Origin of the sequence: Abyssicoccus albus (genome assembly GCF_003815035.1) — a bacterium.
In the GTDB taxonomy this organism is placed as follows: Bacteria; Bacillota; Bacilli; order Staphylococcales; family Abyssicoccaceae; genus Abyssicoccus; species Abyssicoccus albus.
The window spans coordinates 261,444-277,948 of the sequence record NZ_RKRK01000002.1; the positions used below are offsets into that span (position 1 = coordinate 261,444).

Annotated in this window: 15 protein-coding genes and 1 riboswitch; of the genes, 12 read left to right on the top strand and 3 right to left on the bottom strand. The window is 32.7% G+C overall.

Translation table 11 applies throughout. The features are described 5' to 3' along the window. Positions 1-85 precede the first annotated feature (85 nt). The 6 genes from EDD62_RS01335 to EDD62_RS01360 are packed head-to-tail and all read left to right on the top strand — an operon-like array spanning position 86 to position 7,677. Positions 86-1,402: an isochorismate synthase gene (locus EDD62_RS01335; RefSeq protein ID WP_170152735.1), complete on the top strand. Its 1,317-nt coding sequence runs from the start codon at positions 86-88 to the stop codon at positions 1,400-1,402. Then, positions 1,392-3,302, top strand: a complete 1,911-nt coding sequence (gene menD / locus EDD62_RS01340; RefSeq protein ID WP_123807236.1) for a 2-succinyl-5-enolpyruvyl-6-hydroxy-3-cyclohexene-1-carboxylic-acid synthase — start codon at positions 1,392-1,394, stop codon at positions 3,300-3,302. Before EDD62_RS01335 ends, menD begins: the two co-directional genes overlap by 11 nt. Then, positions 3,289-4,140 carry a 2-succinyl-6-hydroxy-2,4-cyclohexadiene-1-carboxylate synthase gene (gene menH / locus EDD62_RS01345; protein WP_170152736.1) on the top strand — a complete coding sequence of 284 codons (852 nt, stop codon included), beginning with the start codon at positions 3,289-3,291 and terminating at the stop codon, positions 4,138-4,140. The genes menD and menH overlap by 14 nt, the downstream gene beginning before the upstream one ends. Positions 4,141-4,154: 14 nt before the next feature. Next, entirely contained in the window at positions 4,155-4,976 is an 822-nt protein-coding gene (gene menB / locus EDD62_RS01350) for a 1,4-dihydroxy-2-naphthoyl-CoA synthase (protein ID WP_123807238.1), read from the top strand. Positions 4,977-4,987: 11 nt separating this feature from the next. After that, complete coding sequence (gene menE / locus EDD62_RS01355; RefSeq protein WP_123807239.1) at positions 4,988-6,553, top strand: o-succinylbenzoate--CoA ligase; 1,566 nt, start codon at positions 4,988-4,990, stop codon at positions 6,551-6,553. After that, complete coding sequence (locus tag EDD62_RS01360) at positions 6,550-7,677, top strand: hypothetical protein (RefSeq protein WP_123807240.1); 1,128 nt, start codon at positions 6,550-6,552, stop codon at positions 7,675-7,677. The genes menE and EDD62_RS01360 overlap by 4 nt, the downstream gene beginning before the upstream one ends. 65 nt (positions 7,678-7,742) lie before the next feature. On the opposite strand, the gene yidD is transcribed toward EDD62_RS01360, so the two are convergent. Then, positions 7,743-7,985: a membrane protein insertion efficiency factor YidD gene (yidD, locus tag EDD62_RS01365; RefSeq protein WP_123807241.1), complete on the bottom strand. Its 243-nt coding sequence runs from the start codon at positions 7,983-7,985 to the stop codon at positions 7,743-7,745. Between the two features lie 169 nt (positions 7,986-8,154). Between yidD and EDD62_RS01370 the strand changes: the two genes are divergently transcribed. Both EDD62_RS01370 and EDD62_RS01375 read left to right on the top strand, forming a co-directional pair. Then, positions 8,155-8,619, top strand: coding sequence for an NUDIX domain-containing protein (locus EDD62_RS01370; RefSeq protein WP_170152737.1), 465 nt, complete (start codon positions 8,155-8,157; stop codon positions 8,617-8,619). After that, on the top strand, positions 8,609-9,358 hold the full coding sequence (locus EDD62_RS01375; RefSeq protein WP_123807243.1) for an alpha/beta hydrolase family protein: 750 nt from the start codon (positions 8,609-8,611) through the stop codon (positions 9,356-9,358). Before EDD62_RS01370 ends, EDD62_RS01375 begins: the two co-directional genes overlap by 11 nt. Positions 9,359-9,478: 120 nt before the next feature. On the opposite strand, the gene pckA is transcribed toward EDD62_RS01375, so the two are convergent. After that, positions 9,479-11,074 (bottom strand): phosphoenolpyruvate carboxykinase (ATP), encoded by a 1,596-nt coding sequence (gene pckA, locus EDD62_RS01380; RefSeq protein ID WP_123807244.1) that lies wholly within the window; start codon positions 11,072-11,074, stop codon positions 9,479-9,481. A 191-nt stretch (positions 11,075-11,265) separates the two neighbouring features. Then, positions 11,266-11,373, top strand: a riboswitch (SAM riboswitch). Between the two features lie 138 nt (positions 11,374-11,511). Between pckA and metK the strand changes: the two genes are divergently transcribed. Next, positions 11,512-12,705, top strand: a complete 1,194-nt coding sequence (gene metK, locus EDD62_RS01385; RefSeq protein WP_414731042.1) for a methionine adenosyltransferase — start codon at positions 11,512-11,514, stop codon at positions 12,703-12,705. 142 nt (positions 12,706-12,847) lie between these two features. Here metK and EDD62_RS01390 read toward each other — a convergent pair whose 3' ends face one another. Then, on the bottom strand, positions 12,848-13,135 hold the full coding sequence (locus EDD62_RS01390; RefSeq protein WP_123807246.1) for a hypothetical protein: 288 nt from the start codon (positions 13,133-13,135) through the stop codon (positions 12,848-12,850). A 330-nt stretch (positions 13,136-13,465) separates the two neighbouring features. On the opposite strand from EDD62_RS01390, the gene EDD62_RS01395 reads away from it, so the two are divergent. Genes EDD62_RS01395 through EDD62_RS01405 form a run of 3 tightly spaced genes read left to right on the top strand, consistent with a single transcriptional unit; the run spans position 13,466 to position 16,495 of the window. Then, positions 13,466-14,761: an ABC transporter substrate-binding protein gene (locus EDD62_RS01395; RefSeq protein ID WP_123807247.1), complete on the top strand. Its 1,296-nt coding sequence runs from the start codon at positions 13,466-13,468 to the stop codon at positions 14,759-14,761. Positions 14,762-14,816: 55 nt separating this feature from the next. Continuing rightward, positions 14,817-15,683 (top strand): carbohydrate ABC transporter permease, encoded by an 867-nt coding sequence (locus EDD62_RS01400; RefSeq protein ID WP_123807248.1) that lies wholly within the window; start codon positions 14,817-14,819, stop codon positions 15,681-15,683. After that, entirely contained in the window at positions 15,683-16,495 is an 813-nt protein-coding gene (locus EDD62_RS01405; RefSeq protein WP_123807249.1) for a carbohydrate ABC transporter permease, read from the top strand. Before EDD62_RS01400 ends, EDD62_RS01405 begins: the two co-directional genes overlap by 1 nt. Positions 16,496-16,505 lie beyond the last annotated feature (10 nt).

Consider the following 16,505-nt stretch of genomic DNA (forward strand, 5'->3'; position numbering starts at 1 on the left):
CAATAAGAAGTTAATTTCAAATCATGAGTTATTATCATAAACGTGTTAAAATAAGTGTAATGTATTTTATTGGAGGATGCTGTATATGCAACAGAACAATACAAAACCAAATCCATTTGAAATTGATATAAAATATTTGGCAGATTTTATAGTGAAGATATATGAAAGACAACATAAATTTTTAAACAAGCAACTAGCAATTCATGATGATTATATAAATGAATTCAATATGAAAAATGAAAATAAATTTTACATGTATAAAGATTTAAAACAAACAATACATATTGGAATTGGAGTAAATCAGTTAGTTGATGCATCACAATACAACGAATGGTGTTCAACTTCAATAGCTCAAAAAGGGTTATATATGGCCGATTTTGATGGAAACACCACGGGACCTTTTAATGAGTTTACTGATCATATATGGTTGCCACATGTTCAGTTAACTTGCACTATTGCTGATTCTAAAGTGAAAATTTATCCCGAATTCTCTGAAAATATGAATGGAGAACATATTTATGCGATTCTAAATTATATCAGAAAGTCATTGAAATCGAATGACGAGTTATCGCATTATGCAGCACTTGGCACGATGAAAGAGCTTGATGTAGCTCAATATCAACAAAGTGTAAAACAAATCCTTAAAGAAATAAAACAAAACCATATAGAAAAGACGGTTATTGCGAGACAAGTAGAATTTAAATTCAACAATTTAGGTGTTCGAAAGAATGCTGTGTTAAAAAATTTGCTCATATCAAAAGACGATAACTATCATATTTGGATTGAAAATAAAGGTCTTTGCTTTATTAGTGAAACACCTGAACGGTTAGTGAGAATCGAAGGTGATACATTGTATACGAATGGTGTCGCTGGGACATTATATGGTCAAGATAAAAATCAACAGTCATTATTAAAAGATGAAAAAAATATTAATGAACATAATTTTGTTGTGAAAGATATTATTTCTGGTATTGAACCTTATATTAAAGAGGATTCAATTCAAGTCGGAGCACCTAAATTATTATCAAATACTCACGTACATCACATATATACTTCGATTGAAGCGAAATTAAACCAAAATGAACCTATCGATATTATTCAAAAGATGCATCCGACGCCTGCTCTAGGTGGAGTACCTACGGATAAAGCAACAAGTTTAATGAGTACACTTGAGCCGTTTGAACGTCACTTATATGGTGCACCAATTGGAATAGTATCGAATCAAAAAGAGTGTGATATTGCGGTCGGTATTCGATCTATGATGATGGATAAAAAACGAGCTATTTTATATGCCGGAAGTGGTATTGTAGAAGGTTCGTCGGTTCAAGAAGAACAGAAAGAAACATTATATAAATTTAAGCCTATGCTCACACTTTTAGGAGCTGAAAAGCATGTTAAATAAACATCTAACAAAATATGTAGAAGTTTTTGTACAATCTATTGTTGATCAAGGTATTAAAGAAGTCGTCATCTCACCGGGATCTAGATCAACGCCATTAGCACTCGCATGTGAAATACATCCATTAATCAGAACGTGGATACATCCAGATGAGCGAAGTGCAGCATTCTTTGCACTTGGACGTAGTCAAGGCACATCTAATGCAATTGGATTAATCTGTACATCTGGTACTGCAGCGAGTAATTACTTACCAGCCATCACTGAAGCAGGGTTAATGCATAGAAAATTACTGATCATGACAACTGACAGACCGTTTGAATTGACACAAATTGGGGCGCCACAAGCGATTGATCAAACATATATGTATCAAAACTATGTGTCACAGTCTGTTAATTTCCCAGTCGCTGATGGGTCTGTTGAAACATTGCAAGGTGTTCAGCAGAAGATTTATCAAACATTAAGCTATATGATTGATGTTTCTAATGGGCCAGTCCACTATAATATTCAGTTTAGAGAGCCTTTAATGGTTGATATTGAATATTTAGAAGAAAGATTTAAACTGAATACTGCACATGAAAATAATACTAATGAAAATAGTACAAATAAAAGCAAAGTGATGAATTCAATGCAGATGACAGCGGATAGTATGCTCTATTTAATTGATTCGATCATGAAGCATGACAAAGTATTATTTATTGTCGGGAGTATGATGGAAGACAGTCTTGATAATATTATCAAGTTATCGAATGACTTTCACATTCCGTTGATGGCAGATATGTTGAGCCATTACAGAAGTATTTCCAACCCATCGAATTTTCAAGTGTTTGAATATGATTCAATATTTAAATCAAGTATTAAAGAACAAGTTAAACCAGATTTAATTGTAAAGTTTGGTCGGCCTCAGTTATCTAAATCGACTAATTTATGGTTGAAGGCACAATCTTGTAAACAACTATTGATTCAACCGAGTCATCAATTAGCTGACGTTTTTCCTAACCATTTCGATCAAATTTTATATGGACAGTTGTCGTTGAATACATCAGATCTAGATGGTTTATATTCGATTGTGTTAAACGCCAATAAAGGTATAGAAGATAAAGAAGTCAATAAGGAGATAGCAGATAAAAAAAATGAAAATACAGACATACAACACCAATTTGCTCAACAATTAATCAACCTAGATCATACTATAACCAAGTTAAAAGATGAGTTTTTAGCAAATTATTCAAACGATGAATTGAATCTGTTAAATAAATTTTTATCAACATATTTATCCGAACGAAACCTTATGACTCTGACCATAGGAAATAGTATGCCAATTCGTTATTTAGATTTATTAACGAACGAGCATACTTACAAGATCTATAGTAATAGAGGTGCGAATGGTATTGATGGTATTATCAGTACTGGTCTTGCGATTGGGATGGAAGAACCGTCATTGTTAATCGTAGGAGATTTGACGTTTTATCATGACTCAAATGGCTTATTAATGCATAAATTATACGGTAGTCAGACAGACATAGTGCTACTAAATAATAATGGTGGAGGTATATTCCATCACTTACCTCAATCAAAAGATGAACGATATTTTGAAAGGCTATTTGGAACACCAATGGATTTGGATTTTGAACATTATGCGAAACTGTATCATTTTAATTATGTATCATTTGAAACAGCGGATGATATAAAAAAATACTTTACGACCAGTCAGTCAACGTCTAAGTTATCCGTTGATTTAGATAATAAAATAATGGATCAAAACAAACAGAATAAACAAAACACTTTAAAAGGTCAATATGAACGGACGATTTTTGAAATTAAAACAAACCGACAGTATAATACGGAAATGTTTAAGTTATTAAATGAAAATATTAATAAAGGTATTCAACATGTTGAATTTTAAAGTGAGTAGACCAACTGAATTAGACAAATGTTCGCTATCACATGAAAGTGATAAAGGTATCCCTATTTTATTATTACATGGCTTCTTATCGGATATGTCTTCACTTGATCAAATCGCTTCATTGTTAAGTAAACAATATACTGTTGTACAAGTGGATTTACCAGGGTTTGGACAGTCAGTTGAAGAAAATCATTTACAATATCAATCAATCGATGAGATCGCACACGCACTGGATGATATTCGTAACCATCTTTCAATAGAACAGTGGATTGTGTTCGGTTATTCTATGGGTGGTCGAGTTGCTTTGAGTTATGCGATGAATGACGACAACAGATCGATTAAAGGATTAATTTTGGAAAGTAGCCATGCAGGTATTCAAGACAATTACAATAGATTGGAAAGACAGAAAATCGATGAAGAAAGAGGACGTAACGCTATAGAAAAAGGGATTGAATCATTTGTAGCAGATTGGGAGTCATTACCATTGTTTCAATCGCAATATGAAAATTGTTCTGTTGATCAATTAGAGCAACAGCGTCACAATAGATTGGCACAAGGTGTGACAGGGTTAAACTATGCTTTAGTGCACTATGGAAGTGGTGTAATGCCGTCATATATGGATAGACTAAACATGTTAGATTATCCAGTCGTGTTGATAAATGGTTCACTTGATAAAAAATTTGTTCAAATACATGAACGAATGGCCCATCACTTAAAATATTGTTCTGTTCATACCGTTAAAAATGTTGGGCATTCAATTCACATGGAATGTAGAGAAAAATTTGATACAATATTATTAGATAGTATAAAAGCTATAAATCAATGGAAAATCACTTAGAGGAGAGATGAATGATGTCAACTAGACAATGGGAAACTTTGAAAGAATATGATGAAATTAAATACGAATTTTTTGAAGGAATTGCAAAGGTTACGATTAATAGACCTCATGTTAGAAATGCCTTCACACCGAAAACAGTTACTGAAATGATCGATGCATTTAGTCGTGCACGTGATGATGAGCGTGTGGGTGTTATTGTACTAACAGGTGAAGGGAAAGATGCTTTCTGTTCAGGTGGAGACCAAAAAGTACGTGGCCATGGTGGATATGTTGGAGATGACCAAATTCCTCGTCTTAATGTGTTGGATTTACAACGATTAATACGTGTTATTCCAAAACCAGTTGTAGCAATGGTTGCAGGATACGCTATCGGTGGAGGACATGTATTACATGTTGTTTGTGATTTAACAATTGCAGCAGATAATGCACGTTTTGGTCAAACAGGACCTAAAGTCGGATCTTTTGATGCTGGTTATGGATCAGGTTATTTAGCACGTATTATAGGTCATAAGAAAGCCCGTGAAATCTGGTACTTATGCCGTCAATACGATGCACAACAAGCGTTAGATATGGGTCTTGTAAATACTGTAGTTCCGTATGAGCAATTAGAAGATGAAACAGTACAGTGGTGTAAAGAAATGTTAGAACACTCTCCAACAGCGCTTCGCTTCTTGAAAGCAGCGATGAATGCTGACACAGATGGATTAGCTGGTCTTCAACAAATGGCTGGAGATGCGACGTTATTATATTACACAACCGAAGAAGCAAAAGAAGGTCGTGATGCGTTTAAAGAGAAACGTAAACCGGACTTTGATCAATTCCCTAAGTTCCCATAAGGTGATTTCTTATGAACTATGATGTGTTATACAATGCAAAATTGCAATATGAACATAGAGTTATTGTCAAAGGTGATTCATACGAATATACAGGACAAAGTTTATTTGATGCAGCACAAAATGACCACATCAAAATTAAAGCAAGGCAACGTCGTGTTGCCTTGCTTTATTTCGATAAGCATCAATTGATTCGAATGATCACTGCTTGTTGGTACAAAAATATTGAAATTGTGTTGATTAATAATCGATTAACTCCACATGAGATTGAACAACAATTAAAATCTATACAGTGTAATCAATTATATACTGATCAACAAAGCTTGAAGATGACAGATGAGATTGAAATTAATCGTTTAAATATCATTGAAACATATCCTAAATATAGAGTTGACCATTATGATGATCAAGGTGATTATGTTGATCCTAAAGATAGTCGCATAAATAAAAGAATAACAACGATTTCTGAGCAAAATATTAAAGAATGTGATGCAATTTCAACCATCATGTTTACGAGTGGAACGACTGGTCGAGCAAAAGCAGTACCTCAACGTGTGAAAAACCATTATTTCAGTGCGATTCAATGTCAGGAAGTCTTTGATTATACTGTTGGAGATTATTGGATTAATATGATGCCGTTGTATCATGTATCAGGCTTAAGTATCCTCATTAGAAGTTTAATTTCAGGGATACAGTGTATCATTATCGATAAATTTTCTATATGTGCTCTACATCAAGTGATGTTGAATCTAGACAATGAAAACAATGGAAATAATAAAATGAATGAAAATAAATTAAATCAAAATCACCATCGATTATTTATCAGTTGTGTACCGAAAATGATACAAGAAATCTTCTCAGCTGATTTTAAATTATTAAAGACTTTTGACGGTATTTTAGTAGGTGGTGCAAGTTTGAATCGTCAGTTGATTGAACAATGCATACATCAAAATATTCCCATTTACCATAGTTATGGAATGACTGAAACGTGCTCTCAATTTATTACTGCAAATATCGATGCATTACAAATTAATCCAAATACTGTTGGCGATTTAGACCATGATTTAAAACATCGTGTGTTGATCCAGGAAAGAGATGAAGAAGGTATTGGTGCATTGTGGATTAAAGGAGATAACGTCATTGATCGATATTTAAATATTTCTGAAAAGATGAATGATGAAATTTTTAATGAAGGTTGGTTTAATACCGGAGATTTAGCGAAAGTGATAGATGATCAATATTTAATCATTGCTGATCGACGTAAAGATTTGATTATATCTGGCGGAGAGAATATATACCCTAAAGAAATAGAAGCAGTGCTAGATAGACATCCAAACGTGTTAGAGAGTGCAGTCATTGGAAAAGCTAATCAAGAGTGGGGTGCGAGACCAGTTGCTTATATCGTATTAAAAGATCAGACTATTGACTTTTCAGACATCGAGCATGAGTTAAAGCGCCTTGTGGTGGCTAAACTATCTAAATATAAACATCCAGATCAATATATAATGATTGATGAACTTCCGAGAAATCAAACAGGTAAAGTAACTAAATATATGTTACAAGAGGATGGTACGTCATGAAGCTTTTAGGAATAGAATATTTCAAAGCAAATGAATCATTTATCGATCCGATTATAACGGTGTTAACAACATTGACTGAAAGAGATAGTTTATTCATTAAGTGTACATTTGATACAGGTTTATCTTATTACGGAGAATGTGTAGCGTTTAACACATCGTGGTATGAAGAAGTTACGATTAATGACGTGTTCAATTCGTGTCAGGTGATTGAAGATGTTTTAATAGATAATTACGTGGATATTCATCATATCGATGAACTCCATGATGTATTACAAGGTATTGATTGCCACTATGCTGTGTCTATGTTTGATATGGTCTATGTGCAGGCGTTATTTGACCAAGGACTTTACACATTAGGTTATGAATCGAATCAATCACTGGATTATAATTTAAAGCAACCATCAAATCTTAATTATGGTATAACAATACATTCGATTTCACAGTTAAGGTCTGTTTTGGAAAAAATCAAGCATAATCAACAATATAAGCAAGTATCACGAATCAAAATAAAATATAGTGATCAATTAGAAGAAATATTAAATGAAATTCAAAAATCATTCTCAATATATATCGATTCAATTAACCCAATTGAACTCGTTGTTGATTGTAACGGTTCTTTGAATTTAGATGATGTCAACAGCCTTAATACTTTGAAAAATCAATACAATATTAGGTATATTGAACAACCATTTAAAGGCTTTAAGGATGAGCGGGAGACGTTATTAGACTATCCGATAGGATATGATGAAGCTTTATTTAATATGACAATTGAAGAAGTGATTGAAAGCTCTAAAAAAATCAAATCAACAGACTTTATCGTATTGAAAATTGGACGGTTAAGAGGTTTTAGTAGAGCGGTCCAATGTATTCATCGAATGGAATGTAATGTGCTATTCGGAGGAATGTATGAATACGCTTTAAGTAAGTTGTTTACGACATTATGTAATAGAATAGCTTTTGAAACAGGTGATGTAACGCCGCACAATTATTACTTTAACAATGAACTGTTTAATTATGAGGTAATGTTACAAAACGTTTATAACGGAAAATTAGATGGTCATTTTAAATTTAGTGATATTACATTACAAATGAATCAATATCCATTTCAAAAGCTAGAAAGATAATTTCACAAAAATCATTTTATATTGAAGGATAGGTAGTATATATAATGATTAACTTTCTTTATATCCTATTTATTATCATTATTATTTCTTTTGTTTTTTATAGGAACAGGGTCAAAACCACCTGGGTGTAGTGGGTGACATTTTAAAATTCTTTTGATCGATAGATATCCACCAACAAGTGCACCATGTTCTTCAATCGCTTCAAGTGTGTAAGTTGAGCATGTTGGGTAAAAACGGCATGTTGGGGGGCTTAATGGCGAGATATATTTTCTATATATATGAATGAGTTTTATTAACAGTACTTTCATGAAATTCTTCCTTTAAGTCTTAATTTGTGTGATTTATATTAACAATTGATTTATTTCTTTATTATTAATTTTTTTATGATTAAATGCATTGCAATTAATTAGGTGTTTAATTTAGTTATTTAATTTAATCATGTATCAGTATAATATTATATTATTTAGAGTAAAGGTGATGCTCATGCTCGAATTTATCGATTCAATGAACCAAAAAGTGGTATTAACATTTGATAAAACTAAATACGAACATAGTGGCCACGTCCTTATTTTACCACGCTATCGATCAAAATGGGTATTGATGCATCATAAAGTAAGAGGTGTTGAATTTCCAGGTGGTAAGATTGAACGAGATGAATTGTCGGTTAATGCAGCTGCTAGAGAATTATATGAAGAGACTGGTGCTGTTGCATCTGTTCATTCATTTAAACATATTGCTCAATATAAAGTGATCAGGAAACCAGAAATTATTAAAGATGTATATGTTGTTGAAGTTGATGATATTGAATCATCAGATTTAGCTGATGATTCAATTGGCTATTTGCTCGTTGATCATATCGACGATGTTTTGATCACGGATAGAAGCCATTTACTTGAAGATCATTGTATAAGATATATTGTGAGGCGATTAGATGAAGTATAAACAAATTCCACTAATACATCATCAATATAACGCATATGAAGTGAGTCATAAAGATTTTGGTCATGAGCATCGTGGGTTAATCGTTGTACCAAATCAATCAATTAAAAGAATCATTGTCTATCTACGTGGAGGTAAAGGGCGTATGGGGCGTGTTAGATTACAACGATTATTACAATTTACATCGCCAAATACATTAGTCATAGCACCGTATTATCCTGGGAGTAATGGAAGTAGTGGTCATGATGAATTCAGTGGGATTGACTTAAGGTTAACGATACGTTTTATCGAACGTCTTACGGAGCAATTTAAGGTATATAATTGTCATGTGATTGGATTTTCAAGGGGAGGTGTTCAGGCACTTCATACAGCTCTAGAGATTCAATATGTACGCTCGGTGATTATGTATAATGCAACCATTTCTTATGACCATATGTATGATGAACGTCCTGATTTGAGGAAAACGATGAAACGCGTCATTGGTAAGCCATCTAATCGATATGAATATGACAAAAGGAATCCTTTGCTTCGCATGAGTGAAATGAAACCGACACTAATATTACATGGTACGTTGGACCGTATGGTCACTGTCGACCAAGCACTTGTTCTAAAAAATATGTTGTATGAAGCGAATATTGAACATCAATTTATTGAATACTCGATGTGGCATAGTCCGTATCCATATCAATATGAAGAGGTTAAAGGTGACATATATAGATGGATAGAATATTTTGATGATTAAATATAAACAAAAAGCCCTCTAAATTCTTTTAAATTTAGAGGGCTATGTTTTATCATTTAATAAATGTCAAACATCATTATTGTGAATGATATTTAAGTGAAAAGATAAAGTTGATGCTTATTAATTTTCGATATTATATTTGAATCCACCATTTTCAGCAATTTCTTTCGAAGATTCACCGAATTGTTCGAAGTTTTCCTTGAACATTTTAGCTAATTCTTTTGCTTGCTGATCATAATCTTCTTTATTATCCCATGCATTTCTTGGCATTAAGATGTCAGACGGAATATTTGTTACTTCTGTAGGAATGTTCAATCCAAAGATATCATCTTGCTTATATTCAACATCAGATAAATGACCTGCGATTGCTTCACGAACCATCGTTCTCGTATGTCCTAAATTCATACGTTGACCTTCACCGTAACGACCACCAGTCCACCCTGTGTTTACTAAGAAGACTTCAACGTCATGTTGATCTATTTTTTCACCTAACATTTCTGCGTATACCGTTGCATGTAAAGGTAAGAACGGTGAACCGAAGCATGTTGAGAATACGGGTTGTGGACTTGTAATACCACGTTCAGTTCCTGCAAGCTTAGAAGTGAAACCACTTAAAAAGTGATACATTGCTTGATCTTTTGTTAATTTCGAAATCGGTGGTAACACACCAAACGCGTCTGCTGTTAAGAAGATAATTGTTGTTGGATGACCTGAGATTGAAGGATCCTTCGTATTATCAATGTTATATAAAGGATATGCAGCACGTGTGTTTTCAGTTAAAGATTTGTCATCATATTTAGGATAATTCTCTTCGTCTAATGGAACGTTTTCTAATACTGCACCGAAACGAATTGCATCATAAATTTGAGGTTCTTTTTCACGAGACAAGTCGATTGTTTTAGCATAACAACCACCTTCTATGTTGAAAACACCTTCATCGCTCCACCCATGTTCATCATCTCCGATTAATTTACGGTTAGGATCTGCAGATAATGTTGTTTTACCAGTCCCTGATAATCCAAAGAATAATGCTGTACGATTAGCATCTCCAACGTTACTTGAGCAATGCATGCTTAAAATGCCTTTTTCAGGTAATAAGAAATTCATAATAGAGAAGATTGATTTTTTCATCTCACCAGCGTACTCAGTACCACCGATTAAAATAATTTTTTCTTCAAATGAAACGATAATGAACGTTTCAGAACCCGTTCCGTCTACTTCAGGGTCAGCTTTAAAGCTTGGAGCAGACACAATAGTAAATTCTGGATTGATATTCAAACCTTCTTCTTTTGTTTCAGGGCGAATAAACATTGTTCTAGCAAACATATTATGCCATGCAAATTCATTGATGACACGAAGAGGCAGACGCGTAGATTCGTCAGCACCAGCATATCCATTGAATACGTATAATTGTTCTTGTCCATTTAAGTGATTTAAAACTTTACCATATAATTTTTGGAATACTTCTTTCGAAATTGGTTGATTGACAGGACCCCAATCAATTTTATCTTTAATAGACTCCTCTTCAACAATATATTTGTCTTTAGGAGAACGACCAGTATATTTACCAGTTGTTACACTTAAAGCACCTTGAGGTGTGACAACACCTTCACCAAGTTTCACACTTTCAACGACAAGTTGTGCAGAAGTGAGTTGCTGTTTTGTTGAAGATTTGTCTAAAAGATTTTGAATAGATGTGGATTCGTTTTGAACCATTATGACTCCTCCTAAATATATTTTCATGCATTAGTATAACATAACTTATGGTCATGTTAAGTAAAATGTATACGCTTACTTAAATTTAGTTCAAAATATTTATTTGTGACAAAATGTGTATAGTTGTAAATTTAATAAGATCAAATAAAATATTGACTGTATTAATAAGGTTTTGTATACTATGAGTATATAACTTATCAAGAGAGGTGGAGGGACATGGCCCTATGAAGCCCGGCAACCAATTCAATCGAATTAAGGTGCCAACCGTTTGCAAGGATGTAATCCTTGATCGATAAGTGTTATTGAACGGTTAGCCATGCTCTTTAGAGTATGGCTTTTTTTATTTCCATGATGTGTTTTTACAGTATGTTATTTGTAATTTAGTATGAATTAACTTATTAGGTGGCTTCATTCACTTAAATATAGGAGGAAAAATTATGACAACGAGAAGGTTATTTACATCAGAATCAGTAACAGAAGGACATCCGGATAAAATTGCAGATCAGATATCAGATGCAATATTAGATGATATTTTATCAAAAGATCCATATGCACGCGTAGCTTGTGAGACAACAGTGACAACAGGAATGGCTCTGATTACAGGAGAGATTTCTACTAAGGCATATGCCGACATCCAAAAAATTGTAAGGGATACAGTTAAAGATATCGGTTATACTCGTGCTAAATATGGTTATGATTATCAAACAATGGCAGTACTGACTGCAATCGATGAACAATCTTCAGATATTGCTCAAGGTGTAAATAAGAGTTATGAAGATCGTTTAGATGAAGATTATGATGGAACGATTGAGTCAATCGGTGCAGGGGATCAAGGGCTTATGTTTGGTTATGCAACGAATGAAACAGAAGAGCTGATGCCATTACCGATTACTTTAGCACATAAATTATCGAAGCAACTCTCTAAAGTACGTAAAGATGAAACATTAAATTATTTAAGACCAGATGGTAAGACTCAAGTGACTGTCGAATATGATGAAAATGATCAAGTACAACGTATTGATACGATCGTCATTTCGACTCAACACAAGGAAGATATTACGCTTGAACAGATTCAACAAGATATTAGAAAAGAAGTCATTGATAAAGTAGTTGATCAAAATTTACTAGATGATGAGACAAAGATTTATATTAATCCTACCGGAAGATTTGTCATTGGAGGACCACAAGGTGATGCTGGACTGACAGGACGTAAGATTATTGTCGACACATATGGAGGATATGCACGCCACGGTGGTGGTGCATTTAGTGGTAAAGATGCTACGAAAGTAGACCGTTCTGCAGCATATGCTGCAAGGTACGTTGCAAAGAATATTGTGGCTGCTCATCTTGCTGAGCAATGCGAAGTACAATTAGCTTATGCAATTGGTGTTGCCGCACCCGTGAGTATATCGATTAATACTTTTGGAACAAGTGATTATTCTGAAGAAGAGCTTGTTGAAGCGGTAAGAAATACATTTGATTTAAGGACAGCAGGAATTATTGAAATGTTGGATTTGAGAAGACCAATTTACAAAGATACAGCGGCATATGGTCATTTTGGTCGTAATGATTTGAACTTACCATGGGAACAAACGAACAAAGTTGAAGAGTTAAAGTCTGTACTGAAGTAATAATAGTGTGAAACTATCATCAAGTAACTATTTAATATTCCTTTTATTATTTCTTAATATTAGAAAGCTTAATAAAACAAATACAATAAAAAAGCCAATTGCTAACATTAGCAATTGGCTTTTTTAGAACTTTAATTATATATTATTCTTCAGTAGAATCTTCTCCTTGATCATCAGCATCATCAGCATCATCAGCAGAATCTTCTCCTTGATCATCAGCATCATCAGCAGAATCTTCTCCTGCATCATCATCAGTAGATTCTTCTGTTGACTCTTCTCCTGCATCATCTTCTTCAGTAGACTCATCTCCGCTTGTTGCATCATCTACAGCTTCACCAGCATCGTCTGCAGAATCTTCAGCTTCACTACAAGCTCCTAATAATAACGCTGATGCAAATCCGCCGACTAATAATACGTTTTTAAGTTTCATAATGTAATTCCTCCTGAAATATTTAAGAATATACTTTAGAATTTAAATTTTCTAAAGTTATATAGTATATATCCAACTGTAGGAATGATAAACACATATTTCCAAAAATAAATATATTAAATCTAGTTAAAATTTTAATTGACATGTGGCTGTTGGCATATACTGAATAATTAAAATTATTTAATTCTATTTTAATGTATATTTAATGACAATTCTAAGAATTAATGCAAACGTTTTCGTAAAACTATTGACATAAAATATTTAAAAGTATATATTATGAGTGTAAATTAAATGAAAACGTTTTCTAATTATTTTTAAAGGAGTGCTATTATGAAATTTTTTCAAGAGAGTAGAAATGTGTTTTTAGTTGTATTAGCGATGGTTTTTGTTTTATCAGCTTGCGGAAATACGGGATCAGGTGGTTCACAAAGTAATAAGGATGGTAAAGTTACAGTAAATATTCTTCAATCAAAGGTTGAATTTAAAGAGCAATTTGAAAGTGCTGCTGAAAAATTTATGAAAGAAAATCCTGATATAAACATTGAAGTAGAAACTATTGGTGGAGGTAATGACTATAGTCAAGTCTTGAAATCAAAAATCGCTTCCAAAAGTGAACCTGATATTTTTAATATTAATGGTAAAGAAGATTTAGATTATCATAAGGATAGACTTTTAGAATTAACAACAATGGATTCAGTAAAGAAAGTTTTAGACGAAAATTTATTATCTCCAGTATCTTTAGATGATAAAACATACGGTGTACCGATGAATCAAGAAGGATATGGAATAATATATAATAAAGAGATTTTCGAGAAAGCAAATATTGATGTTGAATCAATTAAAAGCTTAGATGATTTGAAAAAAGTTGCTAAGAAAATTGATAGTCAGAAAGAAGATTTAAATATTGAAGCTGCTTTTGCATTACCTGGTAAAGAAAAGTGGGTTTTAAGTGATCATGCGGCTAGTGTTTTTCTGACAGATGATTTTGATAATACTATTGAAAAGGCTGTTCAATCAAAGAGTTTACCATTTAGTAAATCAGATCAACTAAAAAAATATTTAGATATTCAAAAAGATTTTTCTAAACAACCAGTAGGATCTATTGATTATTCTCAACAAGTTGAAGAGTTATTTTCAACTGGTAAAGTTGCGATGATTCAACAAGGTAACTGGGCATATCCAACGATTGAAAGTGTGAACCCTGAATTAGCAGAGAATATAGGTATCTTCCCAATACCAGTAGATAATGAAATGAAAATGCCAGTTGGTGTTTCTGCATACTGGGCAGTTAACAGTAAATCAGATGAAAAAGTTCAAGAAGCTTCCAAGAAATTTATCGATTGGTTGTATACTGAAGATGAAGGTAAGAAAGTTATATTAAATGAATTTAAGTTTATTCCTGTTCATAAAGATTATGATACTGAAAAGATTGCAGACCCACTGTCAAAAGAAATTTATAAATATGCTGAAGAAGGAGAAACTTCGCAATGGATTTTCAAAGGTTATCCAACAGGTTATACAAATGATTCTCTTGGTTCTTATTTACAAAATTATGTAATAGGTGAATCGACTTTTGATGATGCGATTTCTAAAGCGAAAAAAGCTTGGGAGAGTGCACGAAAATAATAATTAAAGAGAGATCTTATATTTAAGGTCTCTCTTTTTCAAAGGAGGACATATTGTGAAAACTAAAAGTATGATTTATTGGTTATTTGTATTACCAGTTATAGTTGCTCTTTCAATAGTAATAATTATTCCATTTGTTTATGGAATTTATTTTTCATTTACTGATTGGAATGGGGATGTGACTTCATCGCCTAATTTTGTCGGATTTGATAATTACTTAGGTCTTATTAATGATGAGACCTTTGTACATTCATTATTTTTTACGTTCAAGTATTCAATAGCATCAGTAATATTCATTAATATCATTGGATTAAGTTTAGCTTTATTAGTAACAAGTAATATTAAAACAAGAAACTTTTTAAGAACTATATTCTTTATGCCTAACTTAATTGGTGGGTTAATATTGGGATTTATTTGGCAATTTATTTTCACAAAAGTATTTGCATCAATAGGTGAGTTTATAGGAAATGAATCATTGCAATCATGGCTAAGTGATTCACATACAGGATTTTGGGGATTAGTTATATTAACAACTTGGCAAATGGCTGGCTATATAATGATCATTTATATAGCTTACCTTGAGAATGTTCCTAATGATTTATTAGAAGCAGCTGAAATTGATGGTGCTAATGCATGGCAGAAATTTAAAAATATAACTTTCCCTTTAGTAGCTCCAGCTTTTACAGTTAGTATGTTTTTAACTTTGTCGGGGGCCTTCAAAGTTTATGATCAAAACTTATCTTTAACTAACGGTGGACCTGGACACTCAACAACGATGGTGGCAATGGACATTGTAAATTCAGCCTTTAAAATGAATCTAATGGGTGAGGCACAAGCTAAAGCAGTTATATTCTTTATTATTGTCATGATCATTAGTTTGACCCAAGTTTATTACAATAAAAAGAAAGAAGTGGAGATGTAATGAAGATATTAAAAAGATACACTTTAGAAATCTTAGCCTTACTACTTGCACTAGTTTGGTTATCACCTTTTTATCTAATGTTAGTTAATGCATTTAAGTCAAAATTAGAAATCTTCGAAAGTACTTTAGCACTCCCTAAAGTATATCAATTGAATAACTTTGTAGAAGCTTTTGAAGAACTATCCTTTTTGAAAACATTGTTTAATTCTATATTCATTTCAACGATGTCAGTATTATTGATTATTATATTTTCAAGTATGGCTGCATATGCGTTGAATCGTAATAAGGGTAAAACATCAAACTTAATATTTTTTATTTTTATTGCAGCAATGTTAATTCCATTTCAATCCGTAATGATACCTTTAGTTAAAGTTTTTGGTGATTTACAGAGTTTAAACATGAGTGGTTTGATATTTATGTACTTAGGTTTTGGAACTAGTTTGTCAATCTTTCTCTACCATGGGGCTCTTCAAAGTATCCCTAAGTCGTTAGATGAAGCTGCAATGATGGACGGAGCATCTAAGTTCCAAACATTTTGGTATGTTATATTTCCTTTACTAAAACCAATTACAGTGACAGTAGGTATATTAAATATAATTTGGATATGGAATGACTATTTACTACCAAGCTTAGTGTTAGGTCCTGGTCAGGAAACTATTCCATTAAAATTATTTTTCTTCTTTGGACAATTTACAAAGCAATGGCATTTAGCTTTAGCAGGATTAACGATATCAATAATTCCTGTGATTATAGGTTACTTTATTGCTCAAAAACATATTATTAAAGGTGTATCAGACGGGGCAGTTAAATAAGGGGGAATTA

What these genes read in the sequence shown, in the direction of transcription:
- EDD62_RS01395 (WP_123807247.1), top strand. Translation starts at nt 13,466, where the DNA reads ATGAAATTTTTTCAAGAGAGTAGAAATGTGTTTTTAGTTGTATTAGCG.
- metK (WP_414731042.1), top strand. Translation starts at nt 11,512, where the DNA reads ATGACAACGAGAAGGTTATTTACATCAGAATCAGTAACAGAAGGACAT.
- EDD62_RS01375 (WP_123807243.1), top strand. Translation starts at nt 8,609, where the DNA reads ATGAAGTATAAACAAATTCCACTAATACATCATCAATATAACGCATAT.
- EDD62_RS01370 (WP_170152737.1), top strand. Translation starts at nt 8,155, where the DNA reads ATGCTCATGCTCGAATTTATCGATTCAATGAACCAAAAAGTGGTATTA.
- EDD62_RS01390 (WP_123807246.1), bottom strand. Translation starts at nt 13,135, where the DNA reads ATGAAACTTAAAAACGTATTATTAGTCGGCGGATTTGCATCAGCGTTA.
- menD (WP_123807236.1), top strand. Translation starts at nt 1,392, where the DNA reads ATGTTAAATAAACATCTAACAAAATATGTAGAAGTTTTTGTACAATCT.
- EDD62_RS01405 (WP_123807249.1), top strand. Translation starts at nt 15,683, where the DNA reads ATGAAGATATTAAAAAGATACACTTTAGAAATCTTAGCCTTACTACTT.
- menH (WP_170152736.1), top strand. Translation starts at nt 3,289, where the DNA reads ATGTTGAATTTTAAAGTGAGTAGACCAACTGAATTAGACAAATGTTCG.
- menE (WP_123807239.1), top strand. Translation starts at nt 4,988, where the DNA reads ATGAACTATGATGTGTTATACAATGCAAAATTGCAATATGAACATAGA.
- yidD (WP_123807241.1), bottom strand. Translation starts at nt 7,985, where the DNA reads ATGAAAGTACTGTTAATAAAACTCATTCATATATATAGAAAATATATC.
- EDD62_RS01335 (WP_170152735.1), top strand. Translation starts at nt 86, where the DNA reads ATGCAACAGAACAATACAAAACCAAATCCATTTGAAATTGATATAAAA.
- EDD62_RS01360 (WP_123807240.1), top strand. Translation starts at nt 6,550, where the DNA reads ATGAAGCTTTTAGGAATAGAATATTTCAAAGCAAATGAATCATTTATC.
- menB (WP_123807238.1), top strand. Translation starts at nt 4,155, where the DNA reads ATGTCAACTAGACAATGGGAAACTTTGAAAGAATATGATGAAATTAAA.
- pckA (WP_123807244.1), bottom strand. Translation starts at nt 11,074, where the DNA reads ATGGTTCAAAACGAATCCACATCTATTCAAAATCTTTTAGACAAATCT.